The following is a 26,171-nucleotide window of genomic DNA, read 5'->3' as shown; positions in this document are numbered from 1 at the left end:
CGATTATGGCACGAACTCGGGGTTTTACCTAGTCCTTTGTCCGCTGACTTTGTTTAATCAGTCGGTCAGCTTCAGGAAAGTCTCGCGATAGTGCGCCAGTTCCTCGATGGACTCGTGCACGTCGGCCAGCGCGGTGTGCGCCTGCTGCTTCTTGAAGCTGCTGTAGGCGGTGGGCTTCCAGCGCTTGGCCAGCTCCTTGAGGGTGCTGACGTCGAGGTTGCGGTAGTGGAAGTACGCCTCCAGCTTGGGCATGTACTTGACCAGGAAGCGCCGGTCCTGACCGATGGTGTTGCCGCACATGGGCGAGCCGCTGCGCGGGATGTACTTGGCGATGAATTCCAGCAACTGCTGCTCGGCGGCGGCTTCGTCCAGCGTGGAGGCCTTCACCTTGTCGATCAGGCCGCTGCGGCCGTGGGTGCCCTTGTTCCAGGCGTCCATGGCGTCGAGCACGGCATCGCTCTGGTGAATGACCAGCACGGGACCGTCGATGCGGGGCGTGAGGTCGGGACCGGTCACGACCACGGCAATTTCGAGCAGGAACTCCTTGTCGGGGTCCAGTCCGCTCATTTCGCAGTCCAGCCAGACCAGGTTCAGGTCGCTCTTCTTCAGGGTGGGCACGGCGGCCGGGGGTGTCGGGGCGATGGATTCGGGCATCGCAGGATTGTCGTCGAAGGCCTGCGGCCCCAGATACCGGGGACTAAACTCGCCGCTCCATGTCCTATTCGCTCATCTTCACCATTGCCTTTGCGGTTGCGCTGGTTGCGGGGCTGCTCGTGAAGTTCTGGCTGGCCTCGCGGCAGGTGCGCCATGTGGCGCAGCACCGCGGCACGGTCCCGCCCGCCTTCGCGCAGACCATCACCCTCGCCGCCCACCAGAAGGCGGCCGACTACACCATCGCCAAGGCGCGCCTCGGCCTCATCGAGATGGCCTGGAGCGCAGCATTGCTGCTGGGCTGGACGCTTCTCGGGGGGCTCGACGTGCTCAACAAGCTGCTGCTCCTGTGGCTCGGCGGCGGCATGGTGCAGCAACTGGTGCTGCTGGGCGCCTTCGCCTTGATCGGCGGGCTGCTGGAGCTTCCTTTCACGCTCTGGCAGACCTTCCGGCTCGAGGAGCGCTTCGGCTTCAACAAGATGACCTGGAAGCTCTGGCTGGCCGACACGCTCAAGTCGACCTTGCTCGGCGCCGTGATCGGCCTGCCGATCGCCGCCCTGATCCTCTGGCTCATGGGTGCCGCTGGACAGCTCTGGTGGCTGTGGGCCTGGGGTGCGTGGATGGGCTTCAACCTGTTGCTGATGCTGATCTACCCGACCTTCATCGCCCCGCTGTTCAACAAGTTCAAGCCGCTGGACGATCCCACGCTGAAGGCGCGCGTCACGGCGCTCATGAAGCGCTGCGGCTTCGCGGCCAAGGGCCTGTTCGTGATGGACGGCAGCACGCGCAGCGCGCACGCCAATGCCTACTTCACCGGCTTCGGTGCCAGCAAGCGCGTGGTGTTCTACGACACGCTGCTGCGGCAGCTGAACGCCAGCGAGGTCGAAGCAGTGCTCGCCCACGAACTCGGCCACTTCAAGCACCGCCACATCGTCAAGCGGCTCGTTGCCATGTTCGCGCTGAGCCTGGCGGGCTTCGCGCTGCTGGGCTGGGTGTCGACGCAGGTATGGTTCTATGCCGGACTGGGCGTGCAACCCAACCTCACCGCACCCAACAATGCGTTGGCGCTGCTGCTGTTCATGCTGGCGGTGCCGGTGTTCGGCTTCTTCATTGCACCGCTGCCCGCCCGCCTGTCGCGCAAGCATGAGTTCGAAGCCGATGCCTATGCCGTGGCGCAGACCAGCGGCGCCGACCTGTCGGCCGCCCTGCTCAAGCTCTACCAGGACAACGCCTCGACGCTCACGCCGGACCCGCTGTTCGTGAGCTTCTACTACTCCCATCCGCCCGCCTCCGAGCGCCTTGCGCGCATGACGGCCTCGGCGTGATGCATCCACTTTTCATTTCTTCGCGAAGCCCCTCATGAGCAGCATGTTCAAGCCCAAAGACTGGAAGAACCTTCCCGCACGCAAAGCGCTGAGCGCCACCGAAATCGTGGCCGCCCTGGCGCGCCTCGACGGCTGGAAGCTCACCGGCGACGGCGCCGACGTCGCCATCGAAAAGACCTTCACCTTCGCCAACTACTTCGAAACCATCGCCTTCGTGAATGCGCTGGCCTTCGTGGCGCACACACAGGACCATCACCCCGACCTTTCGGTGCACTACAACCGCTGCGTGGTGCGCTTCAACACGCACGACGTGGGAGGCCTCTCAGCCACCGACTTCGACTGCGCGCGCCAGGCCGATGCGCTGGTCGCAAGCCCCGGTCCCGCCGCATGACGGACCGCGCACTTGGCTAAGTCGAGCAGCACCGCCGCTTCCGCAGCATCCGCTGCGAAGACGCTGAACGACGGTCTTGTTGTCGCCAGCCACGGCCGTCACTGCCTGGTCGAAACGCCCGCGGGCGAGCGCCTGATCTGCCACCCGCGCGGCAAGAAGAGCCAGGCCGTGGTCGGCGACCGCGTGCTCTGGCAGGCCAGCGAGGACGAAGGCACCATCGAGCAGGTGCTACCGCGGCGCAACCTGTTCTACCGGCAGGACGAGATCCGCACCAAGTCGTTCGCGGCCAACCTCGACCACGTGCTGATCCTGATCGCCGCCGAGCCGGAGTTCTCCGAGCATCAGTTGGCACGTGCGCTGATCGCGGCCCAGGCCGAGCGCATCACACCCATCATCGCGCTCAACAAGAGCGACCTGGTCGAGCCCTTCGCGCGCGCCTGGGCCAAGCTGGCGCCCTACCGGCGCATGCACCACGGCGTGCTGCCGCTGTCGCTGAAGGCATCGGGCGAGGCCGACTACGCCTCGCTGATGAAGCTGCTCGCGGGCAAGTGCACGCTGGTGCTGGGCCCTTCGGGCTCGGGCAAGAGCACGCTGACCAACCTGCTGGTGCCGGGCGCCACCGTGCTGACGCAGGAGATCTCGCAGGCGCTGAATTCGGGCAAGCACACGACCACGAGCACCACCTGGTACTGGATCGACGAAGCCCGCACCACAGGCCTGATCGATTCGCCGGGCTTCCAGGAATTCGGCCTGAACCACATCGAACCGATGCAACTTGCCGGCCTGATGCCCGACATCGCCGAACACATGGGCGACTGCAAGTTCTACAACTGCACCCACCTGCACGAGCCGGGCTGCGGCGTGATCGCCAACGTGGGGGCGGCCAACGAAACGGGCAACGGCATCAGCCCGAGCCGCTACAAGATCTACGGCGAGCTGTTCGCCGAGCTGAGCCAGAAGCGCTACTGAAGCGCCGGCGTCAGCCGAGCCAGACGCGGTAGGACTTCCAGGTCGGGTCGAAGGCAAGCTCCAGCGTCACGGGAAGGTCCATGTCCTCTTGCAGCGACTGCGCATGCGCGATCGCCGCAGCGGCATCGGCCACCTGGAAGTTGACGGTGCGTACACCCTCTTCCAGGACGACGTGCGTGCAGCAGCCCGTCTCGTGCGTCTGCAGCAGCGCGGTCAGCCGGTCTTCGTAGACGCGGGCCGCTTCCAGTTCTTCGCCCGATTCCACCGGGATCGCGGCCGACAGGTGGTGGCCCAGGTCCGCACGGCCCAGCAGCGCGGCGGCCGTGTCGTTGCGCATCACGACCATCTCGATCTCGCTGCCGTCCTCGGCTTCGCGCGTGGCGGTCAGGCCCGACCAGGCGTGCTCGCCCGTGGGAAACACACCGGTGTGGCCGAGTTCGTCGCGCCAGCAGGCGTCGAACACCGGCACGAAGTCGTCGAGCGACACGCCGTCGAAACCCGCGCTGTCGCCGGCGTCGGCATAGTCGACCGGGCCGACCTTCACCGCCGTGTCGTACTCGCCCAGGATGTGGTCGAGCATGATGAGGCTCATGTGGCGCGCGTGGTCCCGCATGTCCATGGGAATGGGCTTGGCGAAGCCGATCTCCAGCGCCACCAAGCCGTCGTAGGGCTCGTGCTTCACGAGAATGTCGGAACTCGCCAGCTCGAAGTCGCCCATGCGAATACCGAAGCCCTGGCCCGTGCGCTGACGGAAAGCCTCCACCTCGACCTGCGGCAACGCGGGGCTGCTCTGCACCAGCGCCATGACGTCGTCGAAGTCGTCCATCGAGCCATGGGCGGTTAGCACGAGCTTGAATGCGGGCGGCTCACCGGCCACCTCCGCGGCCAGGCGTGGAAAGAGGGGCTGCAGCAGTGCGTTCAACGCCGGCACCAGTTCGTGCCCGGGCAGGGTGCGAAGGCTGTCGAGCTGGACGCTCACCGCTTGCCAGAAGCTTGCGCAGGCCGCTGAGCGCGGGTCGGAGTCATGGGTCGGCATGGCCGGGAGTTCCTTCAAGAATGGGGGCCAAGAATATCCTGCAGTCGCTGCACCAGCGCGCCGCACTGCTCTCGGGTGCCGATGCTGATGCGCAGGTACTGCGCGATGCGCGCCTGCCTGAAATGCCGCACCAGCACGGCGCGCTCGCGCAGCAGTGCGGCGAGTTCAGCGGCGTCGCGCTGCGCATGGCGCGCAAAGACGAAGTTGGCTTGCGAGGGCAGCACCTCGAAACCCAGGTCTTCGAGCTGCAGACACAGCCCTTCGCGGGTGTCGACGATCTTGTCGCGCGTGCCGCGGAACCAGGCCTCGTCGTCGAGCGCGGCCACCGCGCCGGCCGAGGCCAGCCGGTCGATCGGGTAGGAGTTGAAGCTGTCCTTCACGCGCACCAGGGCGTCGATCAGGTGGGCCTGCCCGCAGGCGAAACCGACCCGAAGGCCCGCCAGCGAGTGCGCCTTGGAGAGCGTCTGCACCACCAGCAGGTTCGGATATTTGTCGATCAGCGGCAGCGCGCTTTCGCCGCCGAAGTCGATGTACGCCTCGTCCACCAGCACCACGCGCTCGGGGCAGGCCCGAAGCAGCTGCTCGATGCGCGACAGCGGCTGGCCGATGCCCGTCGGTGCGTTGGGGTTTGCGATGACGATGCCCGCGCAGCCTTCGCGGGCACGCGCCGCCAGGGCGTCGATGTCGATGCGCAGGCCGTCGTCCAACGGCTGCAGCGCGCAGTCGATGCCGTACAGCTGCGCATAGACCTTGTAGAAGCTGTAGCTCACATCGGGCATGAGCAGCGGCGCGGCCTGCTGGAAGAACGCGAAGAACGCGTGCGCGAGCACCTCGTCGGAGCCGTTGCCCGCGAACACCTGGTCGGCCTGCAGCCCATGCCGCCGCGCGACCGCTTCGCGCAAGGCGAGCGAGGTCGGGTCCGGGTAGCGCTCAAGCCCGTGCTCGGCCGCGCGCCGGATCGCCTCGATGGCCATCGGCGACGGCGGGTACGGGTTCTCGTTGGTGTTGAGCTTGACGAGGTTCTCGATGCGCGGCTGCTCTCCGGGCACGTAGGGCTCGAGCGCGCCGATGCGCGGGCTCCAGAAAGCCGGCACTGCGGTAGTCATGAAATTCTCCTGCGGCTCAGCCCAGCAGGCGAGCCAAGGTCAGCAAGGCCAGCAGCACCATCCACATGACGACCGAGCGCCAGACCAGGCCCACGACGCTGCGCAGGTGGCCAGGCTCGGGCTCTCGCCCAGGCGTGCTGCCGCTGTCGGTACGACGGCCGTCGGCCATTGATTCGCCGGCCTGGGCGCGCGACAGCGAATCGGCGACGGGAATCGGGCTCAGCGAGCCACCGCCCAGGCGCACGTTGACCGCGCCCGACGTCGCAGCGAGGATCACGCCGTCGTTTTCGTTGGGGAAGCGCTGCGCGTCGTTGCGCCAGCAGTCGATGGCTTCCTCGAAGCTGCCGACCACCGCGAAGCCCAGCGCGGTGATGCGCGCGGGGAGCCAGTCGATCGCGTGCCAGGCACGCCCCGCGGCCTCCTGCACCGCGACACTCGACGGTTGCACCGCGGCGCCGTTCTTGTGCGCCCAGTAGCGCGAGACGAACTCGCTCATGCGGTAGAACACCGCGCCGGCCGGCCCGAGTCCGATCGCCGCAATGACCGAGAACCACGCCAGCACGCCGAACACATGGCGGTGCGCGGCGATCACCGAATGCTCGATGACGTGGCGCACGATTTCGCTGCGCGGCAGGTCGGCCGCATCCACACCCTGCCAGTGCGCAAGCAGCGAGCGCGCGAGCGGCTCGTCGCCCTCGTCGAGCGCATCGCGGATGTCGGTGAAGTGATGACTGAACTGCCTGAAGCCCAGCGTGACGTAGAGCACCGCAATGCTCCACAGCACCGCGAAGGGCAGGCCGAGCGTGAGCACCAGCAGCCAGTGCACGCCCAGCGACAAGAGCGTGGGCACGAAGACCGCGAGCCCCCAGGCGATCCATCCGTGGTGCGGCTTGCCCGCGTCGAAGTTGCGGCTGGTCCAGCGTGTCCACGCCAGAACCCCGCCGTACACGGGATTGTGCGGGCCCAGCGGCCGCACCTGCTCGATCAGCAGCGCGCACAGGATGGCAAAAAAGCTCATCCTTCGATGATAGCGAGAGCGCCCGAAGATTCGGGCCCTGCGCGCAAGAGACTCAGGCGGCGAGGAAGCGGTAGAGATTGCGCAGCATGCCTGCGGTCGCGCCCCAGACGAAGCGCTCGTCGGGCCCGTCTTGGTAGGGCATCGAATACCACTCGCGCCGGCGGCCGTCCACCGCGCTCACCGAATGGCGGCGGTGGTTGGCAGGGTCCATCAACCAGGCCAGCGGCACCTCGAAGGCATGGGCCACTTCGTAGGGATTGATGGTGAGTTCGAAGTCGGGCTGCACCAGCGCGACAACCGGCGTCACGATGAAAGAAGTCACCGTGGTGTAGGTCGGAAGACTGCCGAGCACTTCGATGAACTGCGCCGACAGGCCGACCTCTTCCCATGCCTCGCGCAATGCGGCGGCGGAAATGTTGGCGTCTTCCGGGTCGACGCGGCCGCCCGGAAACGCCACCTGGCCCGAGTGGTTCGACAGGTGCGTGGTGCGCTCGGTGAGCAGCACGGTCGCGCCGTGGGGACGCTGCACGATCGGCACCAGCACGGCGGCCTGCGCGGGCGGGCGGTCGATCATGCGGGGCTCGCGCCTGAGCTCGGGCTCCCACACGGGCGGCGCGGCGAAGCGCGCGCGCAACGCCTGCGCCGTCAACTGGTCGGCCGCCACCGCGGGCAAGCCGTCGCTGCCGTCCACGAAGGGCGCCTCGCGCGGATCGAACTGCAGCAGCGTGGGCGGCACCACGGCATTGATGGGTTCGAGGGGAGCGGGTTGCATGGAAGCGACGGTGGAGGAGAAAGAGGTCAAGAGGCTTCGAGTAGAGCGTAAAAAAGCCAAGCTGTCTTTTCGTGCGGGGCACCAATGCAAAAAGCCGCCAGAGCGGCGGCTTTTCTTGCACGACAGGACTGCTTATTTGGCAGCGGCCGTCGACTTGCTCGGCAGCTTTTCCTTGATGCGTGCCGAACGACCGCTGCGCTCGCGCAGGTAGTACAGCTTGGCGCGGCGCACATCGCCGCGGCGCTTGACTTCGATGCCGGCGATCAGCGGGCTGTAGGTCTGGAACGTACGCTCCACGCCTTCGCCGCTGGAGATCTTGCGCACGGTGAAGCCGCTGTTGAGGCCACGGTTGCGCTTGGCGATCACGACGCCTTCGTAGGCCTGCACGCGCTTGCGGGTGCCTTCGACGACGCTCACGCTGACGATGACCGTGTCACCGGGCATGAAATCGGGAATGGTTTTGCCGAGGCGGGAAATTTCTTCCTGCTCGAGGGTCTGGATGAGGTTCATGATTTCCTGATAGTCGATCGTGTCGGGCTACACAAAGGGCGCCTGGGCTTTCATCGGATGAACCGGCGAAAAGTCCGGCGCGGCCGGGCAGAGGATCGGGGAGCCCGAGATTATAGCTTTTTTTTCAGCGCGGCCTCATCGGCCTTGGCAAGGCGTCCCGCCGCGCGGGCCGCGTCGATCAGTTCGGGGCGCCGTGCGGCCGTGATGGCCAGGCGCTGGTCGCGCCGCCACCGCTCGATCTGCACATGGTGGCCCGAAAGCAACGGCGCCGGCACGCCCTGCCCGTTCCATTGCTCGGGCCGGGTGTAGTGCGGGCAGTCGAGCAGGCCGTCGAGGGCGGGATTGAAGCTGTCCTGCACGTGGCTGGCTTCGTCGCCGAGCACTCCCGGCTGCAAACGCGCGACCGCATCGAGCAGCGCCATGGCCGCGATCTCTCCGCCGGAGAGAACGAAATCGCCGAGGCTGATCTGGTGCGTGACGCGCGTGTCGATGAAACGCTGGTCAATACCTTCATAGCGCCCGCAGACCAGCACCGCACCCTTGCTGGCCGACCAACGCTCGACCGATGCATGCCGCAACGCCTCGCCGATGGGAGAAAACAGCACGACGGGTGCTTCTGCGCCGCGGGCCGCGAGCGCCGCGTCGAGGCAAGCCGACAACGGCTGCGCCATCATGACCATGCCGGGGCCACCGCCGAACGGGCGGTCGTCCACACGCTTGTAGTTGCCAGGGGCGAAATCGCGCGGGTTCCACAGCACCACCTCGACTTGCTTCGACTCGTAGGCGCGGCGCGTCACGCCGCTGGCCATGAAAGGCGCGAACAGTTCGGGAAACAGCGTGAGGACGTCGAAGCGCATGCGCGCAGTCGCCGGTCAGTATTCGGGTTGCCAGTCGACCGTGATCAGGCGGCCGGGCAGGTCGACCTTGTCGACGAAGACGGAGACGAAGGGCACCATGCGCTCGACGGCCTTGCCGTCTTCTTCGGCGGCGAGCACCAGCGTGGTCTGCGGACCGGTAGCAAGCAGCTCGCGAACCTCGCCGAGCACGACGCCTTCGCGGTTGACCACCGACAGGCCGATCAGGTCGACCCAGTAGTACTCGTCGTCGCCGGCCGTTGGAAAGCTCGAACGCGACACGAACACGCGCGCGCCGCGCAGCGCTTCGGCCGCGTTGCGATCGGGCACATCGTCGGACGTGGCGACGATGCAGCTGGAATGTTCTTTGGCTTCGCGGATCGCGAGCCGGAAAGCGCCGCTCGCCGCAGCCCCGGGGGCCTGCAGGAACCAACGCTTGGAAGAAAAAAGCGCCTCGGGCTGGGCGCTGTGGGGCAGGACCTTGAACCAGCCCTTGATGCCCCATGCATCGGCGATGCGCCCTACTTCGATCGCGTCCGCCGGCAATTCGGCGGTTTCGAGTGCGGGCAACATCGCCGTGCGGGACGGCTTAGGCCGCCGCCTTGGGTGCTGCCGAAGCAGCTTGCTTGATGATGCGCAGAACGGTGGGCGAAGCTTGTGCGCCGACGCTCTTCCAGTAGGCCAGGCGGTCCTGGGCAATACGGATGCTTTCTTCGTTTTCCTTGGCGGTCGGGTTGTAGAAACCCAGACGCTCGATGAAACGGCCATCGCGGCGAACGCGCTTGTCCGACACGACGATGTTGAAGAACGGACGGCCTTTGGAGCCGCCGCGGGAAAGTCGAATGACGACCATGATTTATCCTTGGGTGGTCAGCAGGCCCTATGGATGAAGAAGAGGCCCGCTCACAATGTTCTTCCAGCGTCGAGACACGCGACATGGCCACCCGGCCAGCGACACGCTGAAAAGCCTGCGATTATAGCCCGACACGCGTTTTCTCCGAATTCCGGCCTCGCGCCACCTGTTTTCACCCGCATGCCCCTCACCATCCGCCCCAGCCGCGACGAAGACGTTGCAGCCGTCACGGCCATCTATGCCCACCACGTGCTGAACGGCACCGGCACCTTCGAAACAGAGCCTCCCTCCCCCACCGACATGGCCGCCCGTCGCGCCGACGTGCTGGGCAAGAAACTGCCGTACCTGGTTGCCGAAGAAAATGGCGAAGTGTTGGGTTTTGCCTACTGCAACTGGTTCAAGCCGCGCCCGGCCTACCGTTTTTCGGCCGAGGACTCGATCTACATGTCGGAGTCAGCGCGCGGCAAGGGTCTGGGCGCGAAGCTACTGGCGGCGCTGTCGCAAGCAGCCGAAGCCGCAGGCGTGCGCAAGCTGATCGCGGTGATCGGCGACTCGGCCAACGCCGGTTCCGTCGGGGTGCACCGCAGCCAGGGCTTCACCCACGTCGGCGTGCTGAAGGACTGCGGCTGGAAGTTCGGCGAATGGCGCGACGTGGTCCTGATGGAGAAGGTGCTCGGCGAAGGCAGCACCACCAAGCCCGAATGACTCTGAATGACACCGGAATGAAAAACAAGACCACCGCCGCCTGGCTCACCTTCCTTGGCGGCCCGCTGGGACTGCACCGCTTCTACCTGCGCGGCGTCGGCGACTGGCTTGGTTGGCTGCTGCCCATTCCCACGGCGCTGGGCGTCTACGGCATCGAACGCGTGCGCCTGTACGGCGTGGACGACGGCCTGAGCTGGGCGCTGATTCCGTTGCTGGGCTTCACCATCGCGGGCTGCGCGCTGGTGGCCATCGTCTACGGCCTGATGACACCCGAGAAGTGGAATGCGCGCTTCAACGCAAGCGCGCCGTCGGATGCCAAGCCGGGCCAGACCAACTGGTTCACCATCGGCGCGGTGGTGATGTCGCTGTTCTTCGGCAGCACGATCCTGATGGCCAGCATCGTGTTCAGCTTCCAGCGCTACTTCGAACACCAGATCGAAGAAGGCCGGAAGATTTCGCAATAGCGATCAGAACAGCTGGATGCTGATCCAGTAGGCAATCGCCGCCACGAAGGCCGACGCCGGGATCGTGAAGATCCACGCCCACACGATGTTCCCCGCCACGCCCCAGCGCACCGCGCTCGCGCGCTGCGTGGAGCCGACGCCGACGATGGCGCCCGTGATGGTGTGGGTGGTCGACACCGGAATGCCCAGCGCGGTGGCCAGGAACAGGGTCAGCGCCCCGCCCGTCTCGGCGCAGAAGCCGCCCACGGGCTTGAGCTTGGTGATCTTCTGGCCCATCGTCTTCACGATGCGCCAGCCGCCGAACATGGTGCCCAGCGCAATCGCGGTGTAGCAGCTCACGATGGTCCACAGCGGCGGCGCGGCGTCGCTGGCCGAGGCGTAGCCGGTGGCGATCAGCAGCATCCAGATGATGCCGATGGTCTTCTGCGCGTCGTTGCCGCCATGGCCCAGGCTGTAGGCGCCGGCCGAAACCAGCTGCAGCCGCCGGAACCAGCGGTCCACCCGCGACGGCGTGGCGCGCCTGAAGCCCCAGGCCACCGCGATCATCATCATCGAGCCCAGCAGGAAGCCCAGCAGCGGCGACACGAAGATGAAGGCCACCGTCTTCCAGATGCCCGAGGCCACCAGCCCGCTGGTGCCGGTCTTGGCGATCACCGCGCCCACGATGCCGCCGATGAGCGCGTGCGACGAGCTGCTCGGAATGCCGTAGTACCAGGTGACCAGGTTCCAGCTGATGGCACCGACGAGCGCACCGAACACCACATGCACGTCGACCACGCCGGGCTGGGCGATGCCCTTGCCCACCGTGGCCGCCACGCTCAGGTGGAAGATGAAGATCGCGATCAGGTTGAAAAATGCCGCGAACACCACGGCCTGCCCCGGCTTGAGCACGCCGGTGGAGACCACCGTCGCGATCGAATTCGCGGCGTCGTGGAATCCGTTCATGAAGTCGAACAGGATCGCCAGCGCGACCAGCACCATCACCACCCAGAGGGCGACCTGAACCGTTGCCATGCGTGGCTACCCGCTCAGGAGTTCTCGAGGACGATGCCCTCGATCACGTTGGCCACGTCCTCGCACTTGTCGGTGATCGTTTCCAGCAGCTCGTAGATCGCCTTGAGCTTGATCACCTCGCGCACATCGGGCTCCTCGCGGAACAGCTTGCTCATGGCGCTGCGCATCACGCGGTCGGCGTCCGATTCGAGGCGGTCGATTTCCTCGCAGGTCTTGAGCACCGCCTCGGCCACCGCCGGATCGGCGATCTTGCCGAGGAACTTGACGGCGTCCTTCAGGCGGTCGCAGCACTTCACGCTCAGGGCCGTGAGGCGCACGATCTCGTCGGTCATGTGGCGCACGTCGTACAGCGCCATGGTCTCGGCCGAGTCCTGGATCAGGTCGGCCACGTCGTCCATCGTGTTGATGAGCTTGTGGATCTGCTCGCGGTCGATGGGCGTGATGAAGGTCTTGTGGATCAGCCGGTTGACGTCGTGCGTCACGCGGTCGGCGGCGCGCTCCGCGTTGTCGACATCGCGGTTGTACTGCTCGCGCAGGTGCACGTCGTTGTAGTTGGCGACGAGTTGCTCGAAAGCCCTCGCCGCCTCGACGATGCGATCGGCGTGCTGGTTGAACATCTCGAAGAAATTGCCCTCGCGGGGCAGCAGCTTGCCGAACATGGAAACTCCTGGGGTGCGCCACAACCACAACGGTATGACGCCTTCATGAAAAACCGGCGAAGTTTAACGGGCATGACGGCCCGGCCCGCACGGACCGGCTTTTGAAGCGCTGCGCGCACGCCCCGCTGGCCTCGAATTCAGCCCTGCAAGCGCAGCACCGGCAAGTGCCAGCCGCCGTGGATGCCGCCCAGGCGCAGCGCCACGATCAGCAGCACGCCGGCCAGTCAAGCCCCCGCATGGCCGGCCGCCAATGCCCGCTGACCGCGAACACCGGTTGTTCCGGCGAGATCGAGTGCGTAAAGCAGCAGCGCCGCTGCGTCAGACGATGCGCTTGACCACCTGTCCCGTGACGCGTGCCAGCGCCGCGCGCGGCACCTTGTCGGGTGCGATTTCAGCCAGCGGCTTCAGCACGAAGGCGCGCTCGCGCATGCGGGGGTGCGGCAGGGTCAGCGTGGGCGTGTCCATCACCGAGTTGCCGTGCATCAGCAGATCGAGGTCGAGCGTGCGCGGTGCATTGGGAAAAGGCCGTTCGCGGCCGGCCTGCGTTTCCAGGCGCTGCAACGCCACGAGGAACTGCTCGGCATCCAGGCCGGTGCGCACGGCCACCACGGCGTTGACGAAATCGGGGCCTTCGGCATCCACCGGTTCGCTGCGGTAGAGCGACGAACGGGCCGTCACCTGGGTGCGCTGCAGCGCGCCGATGGCGGCCATGGCCGCCTTCACGGCCGCCTCGGCATCGCCCAGGTTGGCGCCGATGGCTACAAAGGCCTGCACGGTCGGGTAGTCCTCGCGCGGACCGCGCGGGCGGCTCGTGGGGGCGCGGGCGGGCGAGCGGCGCGCGGGCGGGCCGCTTCGGGCGCCGGCCGTCGGGGGCTTGCCCCCGGTGCTGCGCGGTGGCGCGGCCTTGGGGACCTTGCTCACCTTGCTTACCTTGGCAATGGCCTTGGCCGCGGGGCTCTTCCTGCCGCCGTCCGGCCGGTCCGGCGCGCTCATTCGCCAGCGGCGTGGCCGCCGCCCTCACCACCGCCGTCGCCACCGCCCGCGGGACGCGGCTTGCGGCGGCGCCGGCGCTTGCGCGGCGCGGCTGCTTCGCCGTCGGGGGGCACGGCACCGGCTTCGACTTCGACCTCTTCGTCCGAATCCGTCTCGACGCCCGGGGCCTGGCGCACCACAGGCTCGCTGCGCGGCTTGGGCGGCGGGTTCTCGCGCACCCGCACGCGCTGGCGCACCTTCTGGTCTTCGCGCACCTGCTCCAGCAGGTCCTGGCGGCGCACGTCGTCGGCGGTGCTGAACTCCTGCCACCACTCGGCAATGGCCTCGCTCACCTCGCCCACGTCGGCGCGCAGGCGCATGAAGTCGAAGGCCGCGCGAAAGCGCGCCTGCTCGACCAGGCTGTGGGGCGTGGAGCCGGTGCGCTTGTCGAAGCGCGGCTGCATCATCCAGATCTCGCGCATGTCGGCGGCCAGCTTGCCGCGGCCCGACACGTCGCCGATGCGCGAATTGAACACGTCGTCGATGGCGTCCTGCAGCGCCGGGAACGGCGGCTGGGGGCGCTGGCCGTGGCGGCCTTCCTGGCGCTGGGCCCAGCCGTCGCGCACGTCGGCCCACAGCACGCAGGCCAGCAGGAAGCTGGGCGCCACGGGCTTGCCCTCGCCCACGCGGCGGTCGGTGTCCTGCAGGGCGGCCTTCACGAAAGGCTGATCGGCGCGCTCCACCACCACGTCGAGCAGCGGGTAGATGCCCCGCGCCAGGCCGAGCTTGTTGAGCTGCTCGATGGTCGCGATGGCATGGCCGGTCTGCAACAGCTTGAGCATTTCGTCGAACAGGCGACTCTGCGGCACGTCGGCCAGCAGCTTGCTCGAATCGATCAGCGGCGCCGCCGTCTTGGCTTCCATCTTGAAGCCCAGCGCGGCGAGCTTGGCCGAGAAGCGGATGGCGCGAATGATGCGCACCGGGTCTTCACGGTAGCGCGTGGCCGGGTCGCCGATCATGCGCAGCGTGAGCTTCTGCGCGTCCTTGATGCCGTTGTGATAGTCGACCACCACCTGGTTGGCCGGGTCGTAGTACATGGCGTTCACGGTGAAGTCGCGGCGCGCCGCGTCTTCTTCCTGAGGGCCCCAGACGTTGTCGCGCAGCACACGGCCGCTGGCGTCCACGGCGTGCTTCATGCTCGCGAGTTCGCCTTTGCTGGTGCGCTCGTTGCCCGCCACCTGCTCGGCCGCGGTGTTGTCCATGTAGGCGCGGAAGGTCGAGACCTCGATCACCTCATGCTCGCGCCCGCGGCCGTACACCACGTGCACGATGCGAAAGCGCCGCCCGATGATGAAGGCACGGCGAAACAGCGACTTGACCTGCTCGGGCGTGGCGTTGGTGGCCACGTCGAAGTCCTTGGGGCGCAGCCCCAGCAGCAGGTCGCGCACCGCGCCGCCCACCACATAGGCCTCGTACCCCGCTTGCTGCAGCGTGGTGACCACGTTTTTCGCGCGTTCGTCGACCAGGGCCGGATCGATCCCGTGAACCTCCGCCGGCACCTCCTGGCGCTTGCCGAAGCGGCTCTTGCCCTGTGTGCCGCCGGCGGATTTGCCAAGCAGCTTGTCGATGAATTTCTTGATCATTGTTTGGTTGGAAGCTCTTATTCGTTCTCAAGCATGGAGCGGATCAGCGGAATGGTGATCGCGCGTTGGGTCTGCAGGGCATAGCCGTCGAGCTGCGTGAGCAGCTCCATCAGGCTGCCCAGGTCGCGGCTGAAGCGGTGCAGCATGTAGTCGAGCACGTCGTCGGACAGCATCACGCCGCGCGCATCGGCCGCCTGGCGCAGCACCGCGCGGCGTTCGCTTTCGCTGAGCACCTGCAGGTGGAACACATGGCCCCACCCCAGGCGGGTGCGCAGGTCCTCGCGCAGCGCCAGGTCGGCCGGCGGCAAGGCGCCGGCGGCCACCACGCCGCGCTGCAGGGTCTGGGCGTTGACGAACCAGTTGAAAGCCGCGTGCTGTTGCACGGCGGTGTAGAGGTGCACGTCGTCGAGCAGCACGGCGCCCCAGCGCTCGTCGAACTCGGGCGGCTCCAGCAGGCCGGCGTGCAGCCAGCCCACGCTGGCGCCCTGCTCCCTCAGTGCAACACGCACCGATTCGAGCAGATGGGTCTTGCCACTGCCGCCTTCGCCCCACAGGTAGGTCGGCACCGGCGAGTGCAGCGCAGGGCTGCCGGCGCCGCCCACCCACACTTGCAGGTGGCGCAGCGCCGCCTCGTTGGGGCCGGCAAAAAAGGCGTCGAAGCTGGGGCCCGTCGCAATGCCGATATCGAGCGCGAGCTGTTTCATCCCGGGAAGGTTCATGGAGGGGGCCACGAGGGCCCTTAAAATCGTGAGGAATTCTATCGGCCCGGCCAACATGGTTGCCGGCACCCTCTTCAGTTCCTCCTCTTCGCATACTTTCGCGTCCTTTCGCGGCCTTTCGCGCTCTTCCCGACCTCGACCATCTATGACCTCCCCTACGCCCACCCCGCTCAGCTACAAGGATGCCGGTGTCGATATCGACGCAGGCGACGCCCTGATCGACCGCATCAAGCCGCTGGCGAAGAAGACGCTGCGCGAAGGGGTGCTGGCCGGCATCGGCGGCTTCGGCGCCCTGTTCGAGGTGCCCAAGCGCTACAAGGAGCCGGTGCTGGTGAGCGGCACCGACGGCGTGGGCACCAAGCTCAAGCTGGCTTTCGAATGGAACATGCACGACACCGTCGGCATCGACCTGGTGGCCATGAGCGTGAACGACGTGCTGGTGCAGGGCGCCGAGCCCCTGTTCTTCCTGGACTATTTCGCCTGCGGCAAGCTGGACATCGACACGGCAGCCGCCGTGATCGGCGGCATCGCCCGCGGCTGCGAGCTCTCGGGCTGCGCCCTGATCGGCGGCGAAACCGCTGAAATGCCCGGCATGTACCCCGCCGGCGAGTACGACCTGGCGGGTTTCGCGGTCGGCGCGGTCGAAAAATCGAAAATCCTCACGGGCCAGAACGTCAAGCCCGGCGACGTGGTGCTGGGCCTGGCCTCGGCCGGCGTGCACTCCAACGGGTTCAGCCTGGTGCGCAAGGTGATCGAACGTGCCGGCGCCGACCTGCCCGCCACGCTGGACGGCAAGCCCTTCCGCGAAGCCGTGATGGCGCCCACCCGCCTGTATGTGAAGCCCGTGCTCGATGCGCTGGCCAAGCACCCGATCAAGGCGCTGGCCCACATCACCGGCGGCGGCCTGCTCGAGAACATTCCCCGCGTGCTGCCCGAAGGCATGGCCGCCCACCTGACAAAGGGCAGCTGGCCGCAGACCGAACTGTTCGCCTGGCTGCAGAAGGTGGCCGGCATCGACGACATCGAGATGAACCGCACCTTCAACAACGGCATCGGCATGGTGGTGGTGCTCGACGCGGCCGAAGCCGCCGCCTGCGCCGCCACGCTTCGCGCGGCCGGTGAATCGGTGCATGAAATCGGCGTGATCGCCGCGCGCGGCGAAGGCGCCGCGGTGGTCGTCGGCTGAACGCCGGCTGCTCCGTCCACAAGTCCTGAGCAGAGCACCGACACCCCGGATGGCCAAGAAGCCGCAACCCACCACCTCCGCCGCGATCCCGCCCCCCGCGGCCCCCGCCTACCGCCCCACCGCCTCGCGCGGCGTGATGGTCGCCAGCTACCTGCTGATGCTGGCGGCCCTGCTGCTGGTGATGTGGGAGCACCTGCTGCCGGGGCTGCTGTGCGTGTGCATCGGCTTCCTGGCGACGCGCTGGTTCGCGCGCGTGCTGACCGGCGGCCTGCTGCGCATGCCGGCACTCGCCAGGCGCGCCGACCGCACCCAGGGCTGGGCCAACGTGCTGGCCGTCATCCTGGTCCTGCTGGGCCCTATCGCCCTGGTCACGCTGCTGCTGTCGCAGGCGCGTGAATACATCGTCGACGCGCCCGACCAGTACCGCGAGCTGCTCGACTACACGGCGCGCACCGTGCTCGAGCTGCGCTCCAAGCTGCCGGTCGAAATCGCGGCCTACCTGCCGGAAGGCGCGGCCGAAATCCAGCGCGTGATCGCCAACTACCTGCGCGCGCAGGCCGGCTCGCTGGCCATGGCGGGCCGGGCCTGGCTGCACGGGCTGCTCTTTTCCTACGTGGGGCTGATCGTCGGCGCACTGGCCGCGGTGGCGCACGCGCCGCTGCGCCGCCGTCCGCTGGCCGAGCAGCTGCACCAGCGCGTGCAGACCTTCGGCGAGGCTTTCGGGCAGATCGTGGCGGCCCAGTTCTGGATCGCGGCCTTCAACACGCTGCTGACCGCCATCTTCCTGCTGTTCGTCATGCCGATGTGGGGCGCGCACCTGCCGTACACGCCGGCGCTGATCACCCTGACCTTCCTGGCCGGGCTGGTGCCCATCGTCGGCAACCTGGTGTGCAACTCGGTGATCACGCTGGTGGGCCTGTCGGTGTCGCCCGTCACCGCGCTGGCCTGCCTGATCTTCCTGATCGTGATCCACAAGGCCGAGTACGTCATCAACGCCAAGGTGGTGGGCGCGCGCACGCAGATGAGCGTGTGGGAGCTGCTGGCCGTGATGTTCGTGGCCGAGGCGGTGTTCGGGCCGGCGGGGCTGGTGGCGGCGCCGCTGTACTACGCGTACCTGAAGAAAGAACTCCAGGCGGCGGCGCTGGTCTGATCGACTCCCGGGCTGCAATGTCCGGATCTGATCGGTTCCGGTCCGTCTCCGAACGGACCATGGGCTGGTAACGCAGAAGAATAGGCGGCATCATCCACTCCGCCCCAGCGAGACCCGCCATGAAAACCTGTCTGATTGTGATCGACGTGCAGGAGTCGTTTCGCCAGCGCCCCTACTGGGACCTGCGCCTCGCGGCCCCCTACCTCGCCGAACAGAACGCGCTGATCGCCGGCTGCGCCGCTGCCGGCGTGCCGATCGTGCGGATCTTCCACACCGACGGGCCGGCCGACGCCGGCAACCCGTTCGCCGTCGAGTCGGGCCATGTGCGGCCCCTCGACGGCCTGGCGCCCTTCGAGGCCGCGGCCACCTTCACCAAGCGCCGCCACAGCGCGCTGGTCAATACCGGGCTGGACGTCTGGCTCACGCAGAACGGCATCGGCCGGCTGATCGTGAGCGGCATCCGCACCGAGCAGTGCTGCGAAACCACAGCGCGCCACGCCTCTGACCTGGGCTGGGAGGTCGACTACGTGACCGACGCCACGCTGACCTTCGACATGGTGCAGCCCGACGGCCGCCCGCTGCCGGCCGCCGACATCAAGGCCCGCACCGCCACCGTGCTGCAGGACCGCTTCGCCACCCTGTGCAGCGTGGCGCAGGCGCTGGAACGGGCCACGGCATGACGCCATTGCGCGTGCTCATCCTGGCCTTCGACGGCGTCGAGGCGCTGGACTTCGCCGGCCCCTTCGAGGTGTTCACCACCGCGAGCCGCGTCGCCCAGCGCCTGCAGCCCGGCAGTGCGGCGCCGTTCGACGTGGCCTCGGTCGCCGAGGCGGCCGCCGGCCAGCCCGTGCAGGCCCGGGCCGGCTTGCAGCTGCTGGCCAACCACACGCTGGCGAACAGCCCGCAGGCCGACGTGCTGGTCGTTCCCGGCGGCGTGGTCGATGCGCCCTTGTCCAGCCCCGGCACCCTGCGCTGGATCGCCGATCAGGCCGCCGGGGCGCAGGTCGTGGCCTCGGTCTGCACCGGCGCCTTCCTGCTGGCCGCCAGCGGCGTGGTGACCAACGACGCCGTCACCACGCACTGGGAAGACATCGCCGACCTGCGCGGGCAGTTCCCGGCGCTCGACGTGCGCGATGGCGTGCGCTGGGTCGACAACGGCCGCATCGTCAGCTCGGCGGGCATCAGCGCCGGCATCGACATGAGCCTGCACCTCGTGGCGCGGCTGGCCGGGCGCGAGCTGGCCGAGCGCACCGCGCGCCAGATGGACTACGCATGGAACCGCAACCCCGTCATCCAGCCATCCGCGTAGTCTTCGCGCTGCTGCCCGGCAGCCTCGTGCTCGACTGGGCGGGCCCGGCCGAGGCGCTGCGCATTGCCAACCAGCGGCTGCGCGCCATGGGCCAGCCCGAGCGCTTCGCGATCGAGTTCGCGAGCCCGCGGCCCACGTCCATCGGCTCGGTCGGCGTGGCGCTGGCCGGGCTGTCCCCGTTGCCGACCCAGTGGGACGGCCCCGGCTGGGTGGTGCTGGTCGGGCTGCCCGGCGACACCATCGCCATCGACAATCCCGAGGCGCAGGACCTGCTGCACTGGCTGCGCGGCCTGCGCTTCGGGCGCGGGCGGCTCGAGCTGGTGACCATCTGCGCCGGTGCGCTGCTCGCCGCGCATGCCGGCGCGCTCGCGGGCCGGCGCGCCACCACGCACCATCACCACCTGGCCGAGCTGCGCGCCGTGGAGCCGCGCTGCGACGTGGTGAGCAACCGCGTGTTCGTGATCGACCCGCCGCTGTACAGCAGCGCGGGCGTGACGACCGGCATCGACCTGGTGCTGCACCGCATCGCCGAACTCTGCGGCCAGGCGCTCGCGGCGCAGGTCGCGCAGACCATGGTGGTGGCGCTGCGCCGCGGCCCCGAAGACCCGGAGCTGTCGCCCTTTCTCGCCTACCGCAACCACCTGCATGCCGCGCTGCACCGCGTGCAGGACGCGGTCAGCGAACAGCCGCAGGCCGACTGGAACGTGCCGCGCATGGCCGAGGTGGCGCACACCTCGGCGCGGCATCTCACGCGGCTGTTCATGGAGCATGCAGGCGTCGCACCGCTGGCCTACCTGCGCAGGCTGCGTCTGGCGGTGGCGCAACTCGCGCTGGCCTCGGGCGCGAGCGTGACGCGGGCGGCGGAACAGTCGGGCTTCGGCTCCGACACGCAGTTGCGCCGCGCCTGGCACCAGTTCGGCTTGCCGGGCTCGCCCTCGGAGGCCGGCCAGGTTTTCAAGGCCTGAGTCACGGCCTGAGTCGCGGCCTGCGCAGGGGCACTCAGTGCCAGACCTTCACTCGGCGATGCAGGCACGCGCACGCGCCAGCAGCAACGCGCGCTCGCGCGTGTTGCGCGTGAGCGCGGCGGCGCGGTCGAACTCCTTGCGGGCCTCGTCGTGGCGGCCGAGCTTGAACAGCAGGTCGCCGCGCACCGCCGGCAGCAGGTGGTAGCCCTTGAGCGCGGGTTCGTCCATGAGCGCGTCGACCACCTCCAGCCCCGCCGCCGGCCCGAAGGCCATCGACAGCGCGACCGCCCGGTTGAGCTCGACGATGGGTGACGGCGCGAGTTCGGCCAGCGCGTCGTAGAGCGCGGCGATGCGCGCCCAGTCGGTTTCATCGGCGGCGCGCGCACGGCCGTGGCAGGCGGCAATGGCGGCCTGCAGGGCATAGGGGCCAAGCGCGCCGCCGAGCGATTCGGCGCGCGCGAGCGCGGCCAGGCCGCGGCGGATCAGCAGGTGGTCCCAGCGCGCGCGGTTCTGCTCGAGCAACAGCACCGGCTCACCCGAGGCGCCGACGCGCGCGGCGGTGCGCGAGGCCTGGATTTCCATGAGCGCGACGAGGCCGTGCACCTCCGCCTCCTTGGGCACCAGCTCGGCCAGGATGCGGCCAAGGCGCAGGGCTTCGTCGCACAGCGCAGGGCGCATCCAGTCGTCGCCGGCGGTGGCCGAATAGCCTTCGTTGAAGATCAGGTAGATCACTTCGAGCACCGAAGCGAGCCGGCCTTCCAGCGCGTGGCGGCGCGGCACCTCGAAAGGCACGCGCGCCTCGGCCAGCGTGCGCTTGGCGCGCACGATGCGCTGCGCCACGGTGGCCTCGGGCACCAGGAACGCGCGGGCGATCTCGTCGGTCGCGAGGCCGCCCATGAGACGCAGCGTGAGCGCCACGCGCGCCTCGGTCGACAGCACCGGGTGGCAGGCGGTGAACACCAGCCGCAGCAGGCCGTCGCCGATGTCGTCGTCCAGCGCCGAATCGACCGCGTCGGCGAAGTCGGCCCGCGCCATTTCGTGTTGCGCATCGAGCTCGCGGCCGATCTCGCCGGCCTTGTGCTCTGCCAGTTGCAGGTGGCGCAGGCGGTCGAGCGCGCGGCGCTTGGCCACGGCGGTGAGCCAGGCGGCCGGGTTGTCGGGTACGCCTTCGCCCGGCCACTGCTCGAGCGCCGAGACCAGCGCGTCCTGCGCCAGTTCTTCGGCCAGGCCCACGTCGCGCACCCTGCGCGCGACGGTGGCGATGATCTTCGCGGACTCCATGCGCCACACCGCCTCGACGGTGCGGCGGATGGCGTCTTCGCGGCCCTCTTCTGCGGTCACGGCGGCTCCCGCGATGCGCCGGGCGGTGTCAGCCGCCGGTCTTGCCGCGCGCCTCGGTCTCGGCGCGCAGGCGGTCTTCCTGGGCGAGCAGCTCGGGCGTCATCGAGTCACCGAAATCGGCGGCCTCGAACACCTGGCGGATCTCGATCTCGCCTTCCTGGAACGGGCTGCGCTTGATCCACTCGATGGCTTCTTCCTTCGACTTGACCTGGAACAGCCAGAAACCGGCCAGCAGTTCCTTGGTCTCGGCGAAGGGGCCGTCGATGACGGTGCGCTTGGTCGGGCCTTCGCAGCGCACGCGCGCGCCCTTGGAGCTGGGGTGCAGGCCCTCGCCGGCCAGCAGCACGCCGGCCTTGACCAGTTCTTCGTTGAACTTGCCCATGGCGGTGAGGATTTCGGTGCTGGGCATCACGCCCGCTTCGGAATCTGCATTGGCCTTGACCAGAATCATGAATCGCATGTCGTTTCTCCTGAAGTTGATGAGGCTGGGAGCCGCTGGAAACTGCCTGCTCCTGTTCACACGTCGGCCGAGCGGAAGCCGGATCGACACGACCGCATCGATCTGCTTGTAATTTTTTGCTTCCAGGGCCGAGAGAGGGCGCTCAGGCCAGGTAGCCGCAGAAGCGCAGCACATGCCCGTCGGGCTCGCGGATCGCGAATTCCCGCAGACCCCAAGGCTGCGACACAGGCGGCTCGATGACCGCGACGCCCCGCTTCACATAGACGGCGTGCAGGCCGTCGATGTCCTTGCCCACATGGATCACGATCTCGCCGCGCCAGGGCTTCGCGTCGCGCGCGTTGCATTGCCACAGCCGCAGGTAGACCGGGTCGCCGTAGCTGCGGTCGCCCTTTTTCACGCGGGCGTAGCTGGGCGGTTCTCCGGCGATGAAATCGAGCTCGAAGCCCAGCACGTCGCAAAACCAGCGCGCGGCGCGCGACACATCCGACACCGGCAGCACCGGCTGCACGCCATGGAATTCATGCAGGGTGCCCAGGTCGGGCGCCGGGCTCACACCGGCCTTGGCGTTCATCAGCTGGCCATTCGACGCAATGCGGCGACGCGCTCGGCGATCAGGTCGATGTCCAGCGCGTCTTCGGCCTTGGCCAGGTAGGCCTCCAGGTCGCGCACCGCCTGCGCGGTGTTGCCCTGCTCGGCATGGGCGATGCCGCGGTCGCGGTACTCGCCCCAGGCGCTGGGCAGCAGCACGACCAGGCGGTCCTGCACGGCGATGACGCGCTGCCAGTCTTCCTGCGCCTGGTGCACTTCCTTCAGGTTGCGCAGCATGCGAGCGATGATCTCGCGCGAGCTGGAGGGCTGCAGGTACAGGCCCAGCGGCACGTCGAAGTCGCCGACCAGCCCGTTGCTGCGCTTGTAGGGCTCCAGCCGCTCGCCCAGCTCCTCGCGCGAGAGCGACTTGCCGGTAAACGGGTCGATCACCACCTGCCCCTTGGGCAGCGTCACCTTCAGCATGAAGTGCCCCGGAAAGCCGACGCCGCGCGCCTGCAGGCCCAGGCCCTGCGCCAGCTCCATCCACAGCACGGCCAGCGAGATCGGAATGCCGCGGCGGGTGCGCAGCACGGCGTTCAGGTAGCTGTTGTCGGGGTCGTAGTAGTCGTTGACGTTGCCGCCGAAGTTCAGGTCGTTGAAGAAGAACTGGTTCAGGGCTCGCAGCCGGGCCAGCGGCGCGGCGTCGGGCGGCAGGCGGCGCTTGAGGCGGGCCAGGAGCTGGTCGACGTCGCCGAGCACCTGCTGCACGTCGAGCTCGGGGTACTCGTCCTGCGCGAGGCTGGCGGCGGCTTCGAGCAGCGGAAAGTGATCGTCGCTGCGCACCAGCGATTCGAAATACTCCAGTGCGGTGGGAAGCTGAAAGCTGAACGTCATGTGTCTTTGTAGAGGAGCCCGCCCGGAGCGTCAAGGCGGGGCGGATGCAGGGTGCCGTCGCCCTGCGGGCGCATTCAGCGGCGAAGGAAGCTGCGCAGCCGCACGCCCACCGCCGCCAGCACGGCGAAATAGAGCAGCGCGGCAGCAGCGATGAGCGCGGCGAGCAGGCCGATGCGCAGCAGCCGCTGCTCGCGCAGGCCGACCCAGTCGAAATGCTGCGAACCCCAGGCCAGCAGGGCCGCCAGCACCAGCGTGCCCACCAGCACCTGCAGCGCGAACTTGCCCCAGCCGGGCTCGGGCTTGTAGCTGCCGCGGCGCATCAGGCCGACCAGCAGCCAGGTCGCGTTGACCAGCGCGCCGATGGCAATCGTCAGGGTCAGCGCCGCGTGCTGGAGCACCGGCACCAAGAAGACATTGAGGACCTGGGTCAGGACGAGCACCCCCACGGCGATCAGCATCGGCGTGCGGGTGTCCTGCTTGGCGTAGTAACCCGGCGCCAGCACCTTCACGGCCACGATGCCGACCAGCCCGACGCCGTAGCCCATCAGCGCCAGCGTGGTGCGCCCGACGTCCTCGCCGGTGTAGGCGCCGTTGTGGAACAGCACGGCCACCAGCGGCTTGGCGAACAGCAGCAGCGCGACGGCGCAGGGGGCGGAGAGCATCACCACCAGGCGCAGGCCCCAGTCGAGCAGCGACGAATAGCGGGCGTCGTCCTTGGCGGCGCGCGCACCGGCCAGCTGCGGCATCAGCACCACGCCGAGCGCCACGCCGAGCATGGCGGTGGGGAACTCCATCAGCCGGTCGGCATTGGTCACCCAGGTCACGCTGCCCACGGCCAGGTGGGAGGCGATCTGCGTGTTGATGAGCAGCGAGATCTGCGCCACGCTCACGCCCAGCAGCGCAGGCAGCATCAGCTTGAGCACCTTGCGGGTCGTCGGGTCGGTCCAGGCGGTGCGCAGCGCCTTGAAGCTCGCGCCGATGCGCGGCATGAGCCCGAGCTTGCGCAGCGCAGGCACCTGCAGGGCCAGCTGCAGCACGCCGCCCACCAGCACACCCACGCACTGGGCATAGATCGGCTCGATGCCCCAGCGGCGGAACAGCGGCGCGCCGACCGAGATCGACAGGATCAGCGCGATGTTCAGCAGCACTGGCGACGCCGCCGGCACCGCGAACTTGCGCCAGGTGTTGAGAATGCCGCCCGCCAGCGCCACCAGCGACATGAAGCCGATGTACGGGAACATCCAGCGCGTCATGACCACGGCCGCGTCGAAGCCCGGCAGCCCGCTGGCCATGGCCCAGACCAGCAGCGGCGCCCCGGCCACGCCGGCCACGCACACGACCACCAGCGTCCATGTCAGCAGCGTGGCGACATGGTCGATCAGCTGCTGGGCGCCCTCTTCGCCGGCCTCGGTCTTGCGCGCGGCCAGCACCGGCACGAAGGCCTGGCTGAAGGCGCCTTCGCCGAACACCCGGCGAAACAGGTTGGGAATGCGGAAGGCGACGTTGAAGGCGTCGGTCAGCGCGCTGACGCCGAAAACCGAGGCGAACAGCACGTCCCGCACGAGGCCCGTGATCCGCGATGCGAGGGTCAGCAGGGAGACGGTGGAGGCGGATTTGAGCAGTGACACGGGGGCCGAGTGTAGGCCCCGCCCAAGGCCGTAACCGGCCGACACGAGGCCGGATTGGGCGAAACCGCCAACCCGGCCTATAATGGAGGGCTTTGCTGCATCATCCTCAGACACCTAAGGAATAAATCATGGCATCCGCCAAGCCCAAGAAAAAGAACCCGCGCCTCGCCTCCGGCCGCAAGCGCGTCCGCCAGGACACCAAGCTCAACGCTGCGAACACCTCGCTGCGCTCCAAATACCGTACCGCGGTCAAGAACGTCGAAAAGGCTGTTCTGGCCGGCGACAAGACCAAGGCAAGCGAACTGTTCGCGAAGGCCCAGAGCATCGTCGACACCGTCGCCGACAAGGGCATCTTCCACAAGAACAAGGCAGCCCGCGACAAGAGCCGCCTGTCGGCCAAGGTCAAGGCCCTCGCCCTCGCGCCTGAAAAGGCTGCAGCCGCCTGACACCTGTCAGGCAAGCCCGGACCGGAATTCTCCGGTCCGCCGTTTGATCGGGGTGCGCTGCAGCAAAGTGTAAAAAACCGCCTTCGGGCGGTTTTTTCATGGGCTGTCGGTCTTGGGCTGCTCGACGGGGATCACGGGCGCGACGGGGTCGGAGCGCACCACGGCGGCCACCGCGGTCTGCGCGGCCTTCGGCACGGCCGGTGCAGGGGGCGCCGGCGACACCTCGGACACCTGCAGGTCGTTGTCCCTGGCGAAGTTCACGCAGAAGTCCCAGGCCATGGGTTCGGCGTCGCGCAGGTCGCGGTTGACGATCACGCACTTCACGCCGTTGATCGAGGTCGGCACGCACCAGGGGGAATAGCTCAGGTAGCTGCCCGGAAAGGCACCGCCGGGGCGGAAGGAGCTCATGACACCGGCAAGGCGCTCGGCCCAATCGCTCGGGCGAAAGGTCCGGCCATCCTTGGTGATGCCCTGGATGAAGATTTCTTTGGCGGTGGGGGAAATCATCGTTGATTGAGGCGACCGGAACAGGTGCTGCGGTGCAGCAAGCGATTCTATCCGCGCCACTTTTTGCATCCTGAACATGGGGCATTGCTGTGATGC

Annotated in this window: 31 protein-coding genes; 11 read left to right on the top strand and 20 right to left on the bottom strand. The window is 68.0% G+C overall.

Annotated elements, in window-relative coordinates; genetic code table 11:
* Positions 1-57: 57 nt before the first annotated feature.
* Complete coding sequence (gene orn / locus AC0IYU_RS11845; RefSeq protein ID WP_472116764.1) at positions 58-654, bottom strand: oligoribonuclease; 597 nt, start codon at positions 652-654, stop codon at positions 58-60.
* A 59-nt stretch (positions 655-713) separates the two neighbouring features.
* Here orn and AC0IYU_RS11840 point away from each other — a divergent pair, with 59 nt between their 5' ends.
* Genes AC0IYU_RS11840 through rsgA form a run of 3 tightly spaced genes read left to right on the top strand, consistent with a single transcriptional unit; the run spans position 714 to position 3,336 of the window.
* Positions 714-1,976 (top strand): M48 family metallopeptidase, encoded by a 1,263-nt coding sequence (locus AC0IYU_RS11840; protein WP_472116761.1) that lies wholly within the window; start codon positions 714-716, stop codon positions 1,974-1,976.
* Positions 1,977-2,010: 34 nt separating this feature from the next.
* A complete protein-coding gene (locus tag AC0IYU_RS11835; protein WP_472116759.1) occupies positions 2,011-2,367 on the top strand; it encodes a 4a-hydroxytetrahydrobiopterin dehydratase in 357 nt (118 codons plus the stop codon).
* A gap of 12 nt (positions 2,368-2,379) precedes the next feature.
* Complete coding sequence (gene rsgA / locus AC0IYU_RS11830; RefSeq protein ID WP_472116755.1) at positions 2,380-3,336, top strand: ribosome small subunit-dependent GTPase A; 957 nt, start codon at positions 2,380-2,382, stop codon at positions 3,334-3,336.
* A gap of 10 nt (positions 3,337-3,346) precedes the next feature.
* Here rsgA and AC0IYU_RS11825 read toward each other — a convergent pair whose 3' ends face one another.
* From AC0IYU_RS11825 to rpsP, 8 genes are all read right to left on the bottom strand, one after another.
* A complete protein-coding gene (locus tag AC0IYU_RS11825; protein WP_472116752.1) occupies positions 3,347-4,372 on the bottom strand; it encodes a hypothetical protein in 1,026 nt (341 codons plus the stop codon).
* A 14-nt stretch (positions 4,373-4,386) separates the two neighbouring features.
* Complete coding sequence (hisC, locus tag AC0IYU_RS11820) at positions 4,387-5,478, bottom strand: histidinol-phosphate transaminase (protein WP_472116749.1); 1,092 nt, start codon at positions 5,476-5,478, stop codon at positions 4,387-4,389.
* 16 nt (positions 5,479-5,494) lie between these two features.
* Complete coding sequence (locus AC0IYU_RS11815) at positions 5,495-6,496, bottom strand: CobD/CbiB family protein (RefSeq protein WP_435435342.1); 1,002 nt, start codon at positions 6,494-6,496, stop codon at positions 5,495-5,497.
* A 52-nt stretch (positions 6,497-6,548) separates the two neighbouring features.
* Positions 6,549-7,268: a CoA pyrophosphatase gene (locus AC0IYU_RS11810; RefSeq protein ID WP_435483129.1), complete on the bottom strand. Its 720-nt coding sequence runs from the start codon at positions 7,266-7,268 to the stop codon at positions 6,549-6,551.
* A 132-nt stretch (positions 7,269-7,400) separates the two neighbouring features.
* A complete protein-coding gene (gene rplS / locus AC0IYU_RS11805) occupies positions 7,401-7,778 on the bottom strand; it encodes a 50S ribosomal protein L19 (RefSeq protein ID WP_116908189.1) in 378 nt (125 codons plus the stop codon).
* 110 nt (positions 7,779-7,888) lie between these two features.
* Positions 7,889-8,635 (bottom strand): tRNA (guanosine(37)-N1)-methyltransferase TrmD, encoded by a 747-nt coding sequence (gene trmD / locus AC0IYU_RS11800; RefSeq protein WP_472116746.1) that lies wholly within the window; start codon positions 8,633-8,635, stop codon positions 7,889-7,891.
* A 15-nt stretch (positions 8,636-8,650) separates the two neighbouring features.
* On the bottom strand, positions 8,651-9,205 hold the full coding sequence (gene rimM, locus AC0IYU_RS11795) for a ribosome maturation factor RimM (protein WP_472116742.1): 555 nt from the start codon (positions 9,203-9,205) through the stop codon (positions 8,651-8,653).
* A gap of 16 nt (positions 9,206-9,221) precedes the next feature.
* The gene (gene rpsP, locus AC0IYU_RS11790; protein ID WP_093124286.1) at positions 9,222-9,485 is read right to left on the bottom strand and encodes a 30S ribosomal protein S16; all 264 of its coding nucleotides are present in this window, start codon (positions 9,483-9,485) and stop codon (positions 9,222-9,224) included.
* A 180-nt stretch (positions 9,486-9,665) separates the two neighbouring features.
* Here rpsP and AC0IYU_RS11785 point away from each other — a divergent pair, with 180 nt between their 5' ends.
* A complete protein-coding gene (locus tag AC0IYU_RS11785) occupies positions 9,666-10,190 on the top strand; it encodes a GNAT family N-acetyltransferase (protein ID WP_472116739.1) in 525 nt (174 codons plus the stop codon).
* A gap of 17 nt (positions 10,191-10,207) precedes the next feature.
* On the top strand, positions 10,208-10,654 hold the full coding sequence (locus AC0IYU_RS11780; RefSeq protein ID WP_472116736.1) for a TM2 domain-containing protein: 447 nt from the start codon (positions 10,208-10,210) through the stop codon (positions 10,652-10,654).
* A 3-nt stretch (positions 10,655-10,657) separates the two neighbouring features.
* On the opposite strand, the gene AC0IYU_RS11775 is transcribed toward AC0IYU_RS11780, so the two are convergent.
* The 5 genes from AC0IYU_RS11775 to hda all read right to left on the bottom strand — a co-directional run bounded on the left by AC0IYU_RS11775 (position 10,658) and on the right by hda (position 15,646).
* Positions 10,658-11,668 (bottom strand): inorganic phosphate transporter, encoded by a 1,011-nt coding sequence (locus AC0IYU_RS11775; protein WP_472116733.1) that lies wholly within the window; start codon positions 11,666-11,668, stop codon positions 10,658-10,660.
* Between the two features lie 14 nt (positions 11,669-11,682).
* On the bottom strand, positions 11,683-12,327 hold the full coding sequence (locus tag AC0IYU_RS11770; protein ID WP_435435335.1) for a DUF47 domain-containing protein: 645 nt from the start codon (positions 12,325-12,327) through the stop codon (positions 11,683-11,685).
* Between the two features lie 318 nt (positions 12,328-12,645).
* Complete coding sequence (gene folK / locus AC0IYU_RS11765; protein WP_435483124.1) at positions 12,646-13,320, bottom strand: 2-amino-4-hydroxy-6-hydroxymethyldihydropteridine diphosphokinase; 675 nt, start codon at positions 13,318-13,320, stop codon at positions 12,646-12,648.
* On the bottom strand, positions 13,317-14,942 hold the full coding sequence (gene pcnB / locus AC0IYU_RS11760; protein WP_472116730.1) for a polynucleotide adenylyltransferase PcnB: 1,626 nt from the start codon (positions 14,940-14,942) through the stop codon (positions 13,317-13,319). Before pcnB ends, folK begins: the two co-directional genes overlap by 4 nt.
* 17 nt (positions 14,943-14,959) lie before the next feature.
* Positions 14,960-15,646 (bottom strand): DnaA regulatory inactivator Hda, encoded by a 687-nt coding sequence (gene hda, locus AC0IYU_RS11755; RefSeq protein ID WP_435435332.1) that lies wholly within the window; start codon positions 15,644-15,646, stop codon positions 14,960-14,962.
* Positions 15,647-15,806: 160 nt separating this feature from the next.
* Between hda and purM the strand changes: the two genes are divergently transcribed.
* The 5 genes from purM (at position 15,807) to AC0IYU_RS11730 (ending at position 20,271) form a co-directional block, all read left to right on the top strand.
* Positions 15,807-16,847 carry a phosphoribosylformylglycinamidine cyclo-ligase gene (gene purM / locus AC0IYU_RS11750; RefSeq protein ID WP_472116728.1) on the top strand — a complete coding sequence of 347 codons (1,041 nt, stop codon included), beginning with the start codon at positions 15,807-15,809 and terminating at the stop codon, positions 16,845-16,847.
* Between the two features lie 49 nt (positions 16,848-16,896).
* The gene (locus AC0IYU_RS11745) at positions 16,897-17,997 is read left to right on the top strand and encodes an AI-2E family transporter (RefSeq protein WP_435483121.1); all 1,101 of its coding nucleotides are present in this window, start codon (positions 16,897-16,899) and stop codon (positions 17,995-17,997) included.
* Positions 17,998-18,116: 119 nt separating this feature from the next.
* Positions 18,117-18,677 (top strand): isochorismatase family protein, encoded by a 561-nt coding sequence (locus AC0IYU_RS11740; protein WP_472116725.1) that lies wholly within the window; start codon positions 18,117-18,119, stop codon positions 18,675-18,677.
* Entirely contained in the window at positions 18,674-19,306 is a 633-nt protein-coding gene (locus tag AC0IYU_RS11735) for a DJ-1/PfpI family protein (protein WP_472116722.1), read from the top strand. The genes AC0IYU_RS11740 and AC0IYU_RS11735 overlap by 4 nt, the downstream gene beginning before the upstream one ends.
* The gene (locus AC0IYU_RS11730) at positions 19,270-20,271 is read left to right on the top strand and encodes a GlxA family transcriptional regulator (protein ID WP_472116719.1); all 1,002 of its coding nucleotides are present in this window, start codon (positions 19,270-19,272) and stop codon (positions 20,269-20,271) included. The genes AC0IYU_RS11735 and AC0IYU_RS11730 overlap by 37 nt, the downstream gene beginning before the upstream one ends.
* A 48-nt stretch (positions 20,272-20,319) precedes the next feature.
* Here AC0IYU_RS11730 and AC0IYU_RS11725 read toward each other — a convergent pair whose 3' ends face one another.
* From AC0IYU_RS11725 to murJ, 5 genes are all read right to left on the bottom strand, one after another.
* Positions 20,320-21,612: an RNA polymerase sigma factor gene (locus AC0IYU_RS11725; protein WP_472116717.1), complete on the bottom strand. Its 1,293-nt coding sequence runs from the start codon at positions 21,610-21,612 to the stop codon at positions 20,320-20,322.
* Between the two features lie 28 nt (positions 21,613-21,640).
* Positions 21,641-22,072 carry a YciI family protein gene (locus AC0IYU_RS11720; protein WP_422087763.1) on the bottom strand — a complete coding sequence of 144 codons (432 nt, stop codon included), beginning with the start codon at positions 22,070-22,072 and terminating at the stop codon, positions 21,641-21,643.
* 142 nt (positions 22,073-22,214) lie between these two features.
* Positions 22,215-22,643 (bottom strand): bleomycin resistance protein, encoded by a 429-nt coding sequence (locus AC0IYU_RS11715; RefSeq protein ID WP_472116714.1) that lies wholly within the window; start codon positions 22,641-22,643, stop codon positions 22,215-22,217.
* Entirely contained in the window at positions 22,643-23,494 is an 852-nt protein-coding gene (locus AC0IYU_RS11710; protein WP_472116711.1) for a SirB1 family protein, read from the bottom strand. Before AC0IYU_RS11710 ends, AC0IYU_RS11715 begins: the two co-directional genes overlap by 1 nt.
* A gap of 74 nt (positions 23,495-23,568) precedes the next feature.
* Positions 23,569-25,122 (bottom strand): murein biosynthesis integral membrane protein MurJ, encoded by a 1,554-nt coding sequence (gene murJ, locus AC0IYU_RS11705; RefSeq protein WP_472116708.1) that lies wholly within the window; start codon positions 25,120-25,122, stop codon positions 23,569-23,571.
* 128 nt (positions 25,123-25,250) lie between these two features.
* Here murJ and rpsT point away from each other — a divergent pair, with 128 nt between their 5' ends.
* Positions 25,251-25,568 carry a 30S ribosomal protein S20 gene (rpsT, locus tag AC0IYU_RS11700; RefSeq protein ID WP_409166639.1) on the top strand — a complete coding sequence of 106 codons (318 nt, stop codon included), beginning with the start codon at positions 25,251-25,253 and terminating at the stop codon, positions 25,566-25,568.
* A 96-nt stretch (positions 25,569-25,664) separates the two neighbouring features.
* Here the strand turns inward: rpsT and AC0IYU_RS11695 are convergent, their stop codons facing one another.
* Positions 25,665-26,075, bottom strand: a complete 411-nt coding sequence (locus AC0IYU_RS11695; RefSeq protein ID WP_472116705.1) for a DUF3579 domain-containing protein — start codon at positions 26,073-26,075, stop codon at positions 25,665-25,667.
* Between the last annotated feature and the right edge of the window lie 96 nt (positions 26,076-26,171).

This window comes from Variovorax sp. AC103, assembly GCF_979254005.1.
The sequence above is the reverse complement of the archived record's forward strand: the minus strand, read 5'-3'. Positions and strand labels throughout refer to the sequence as shown.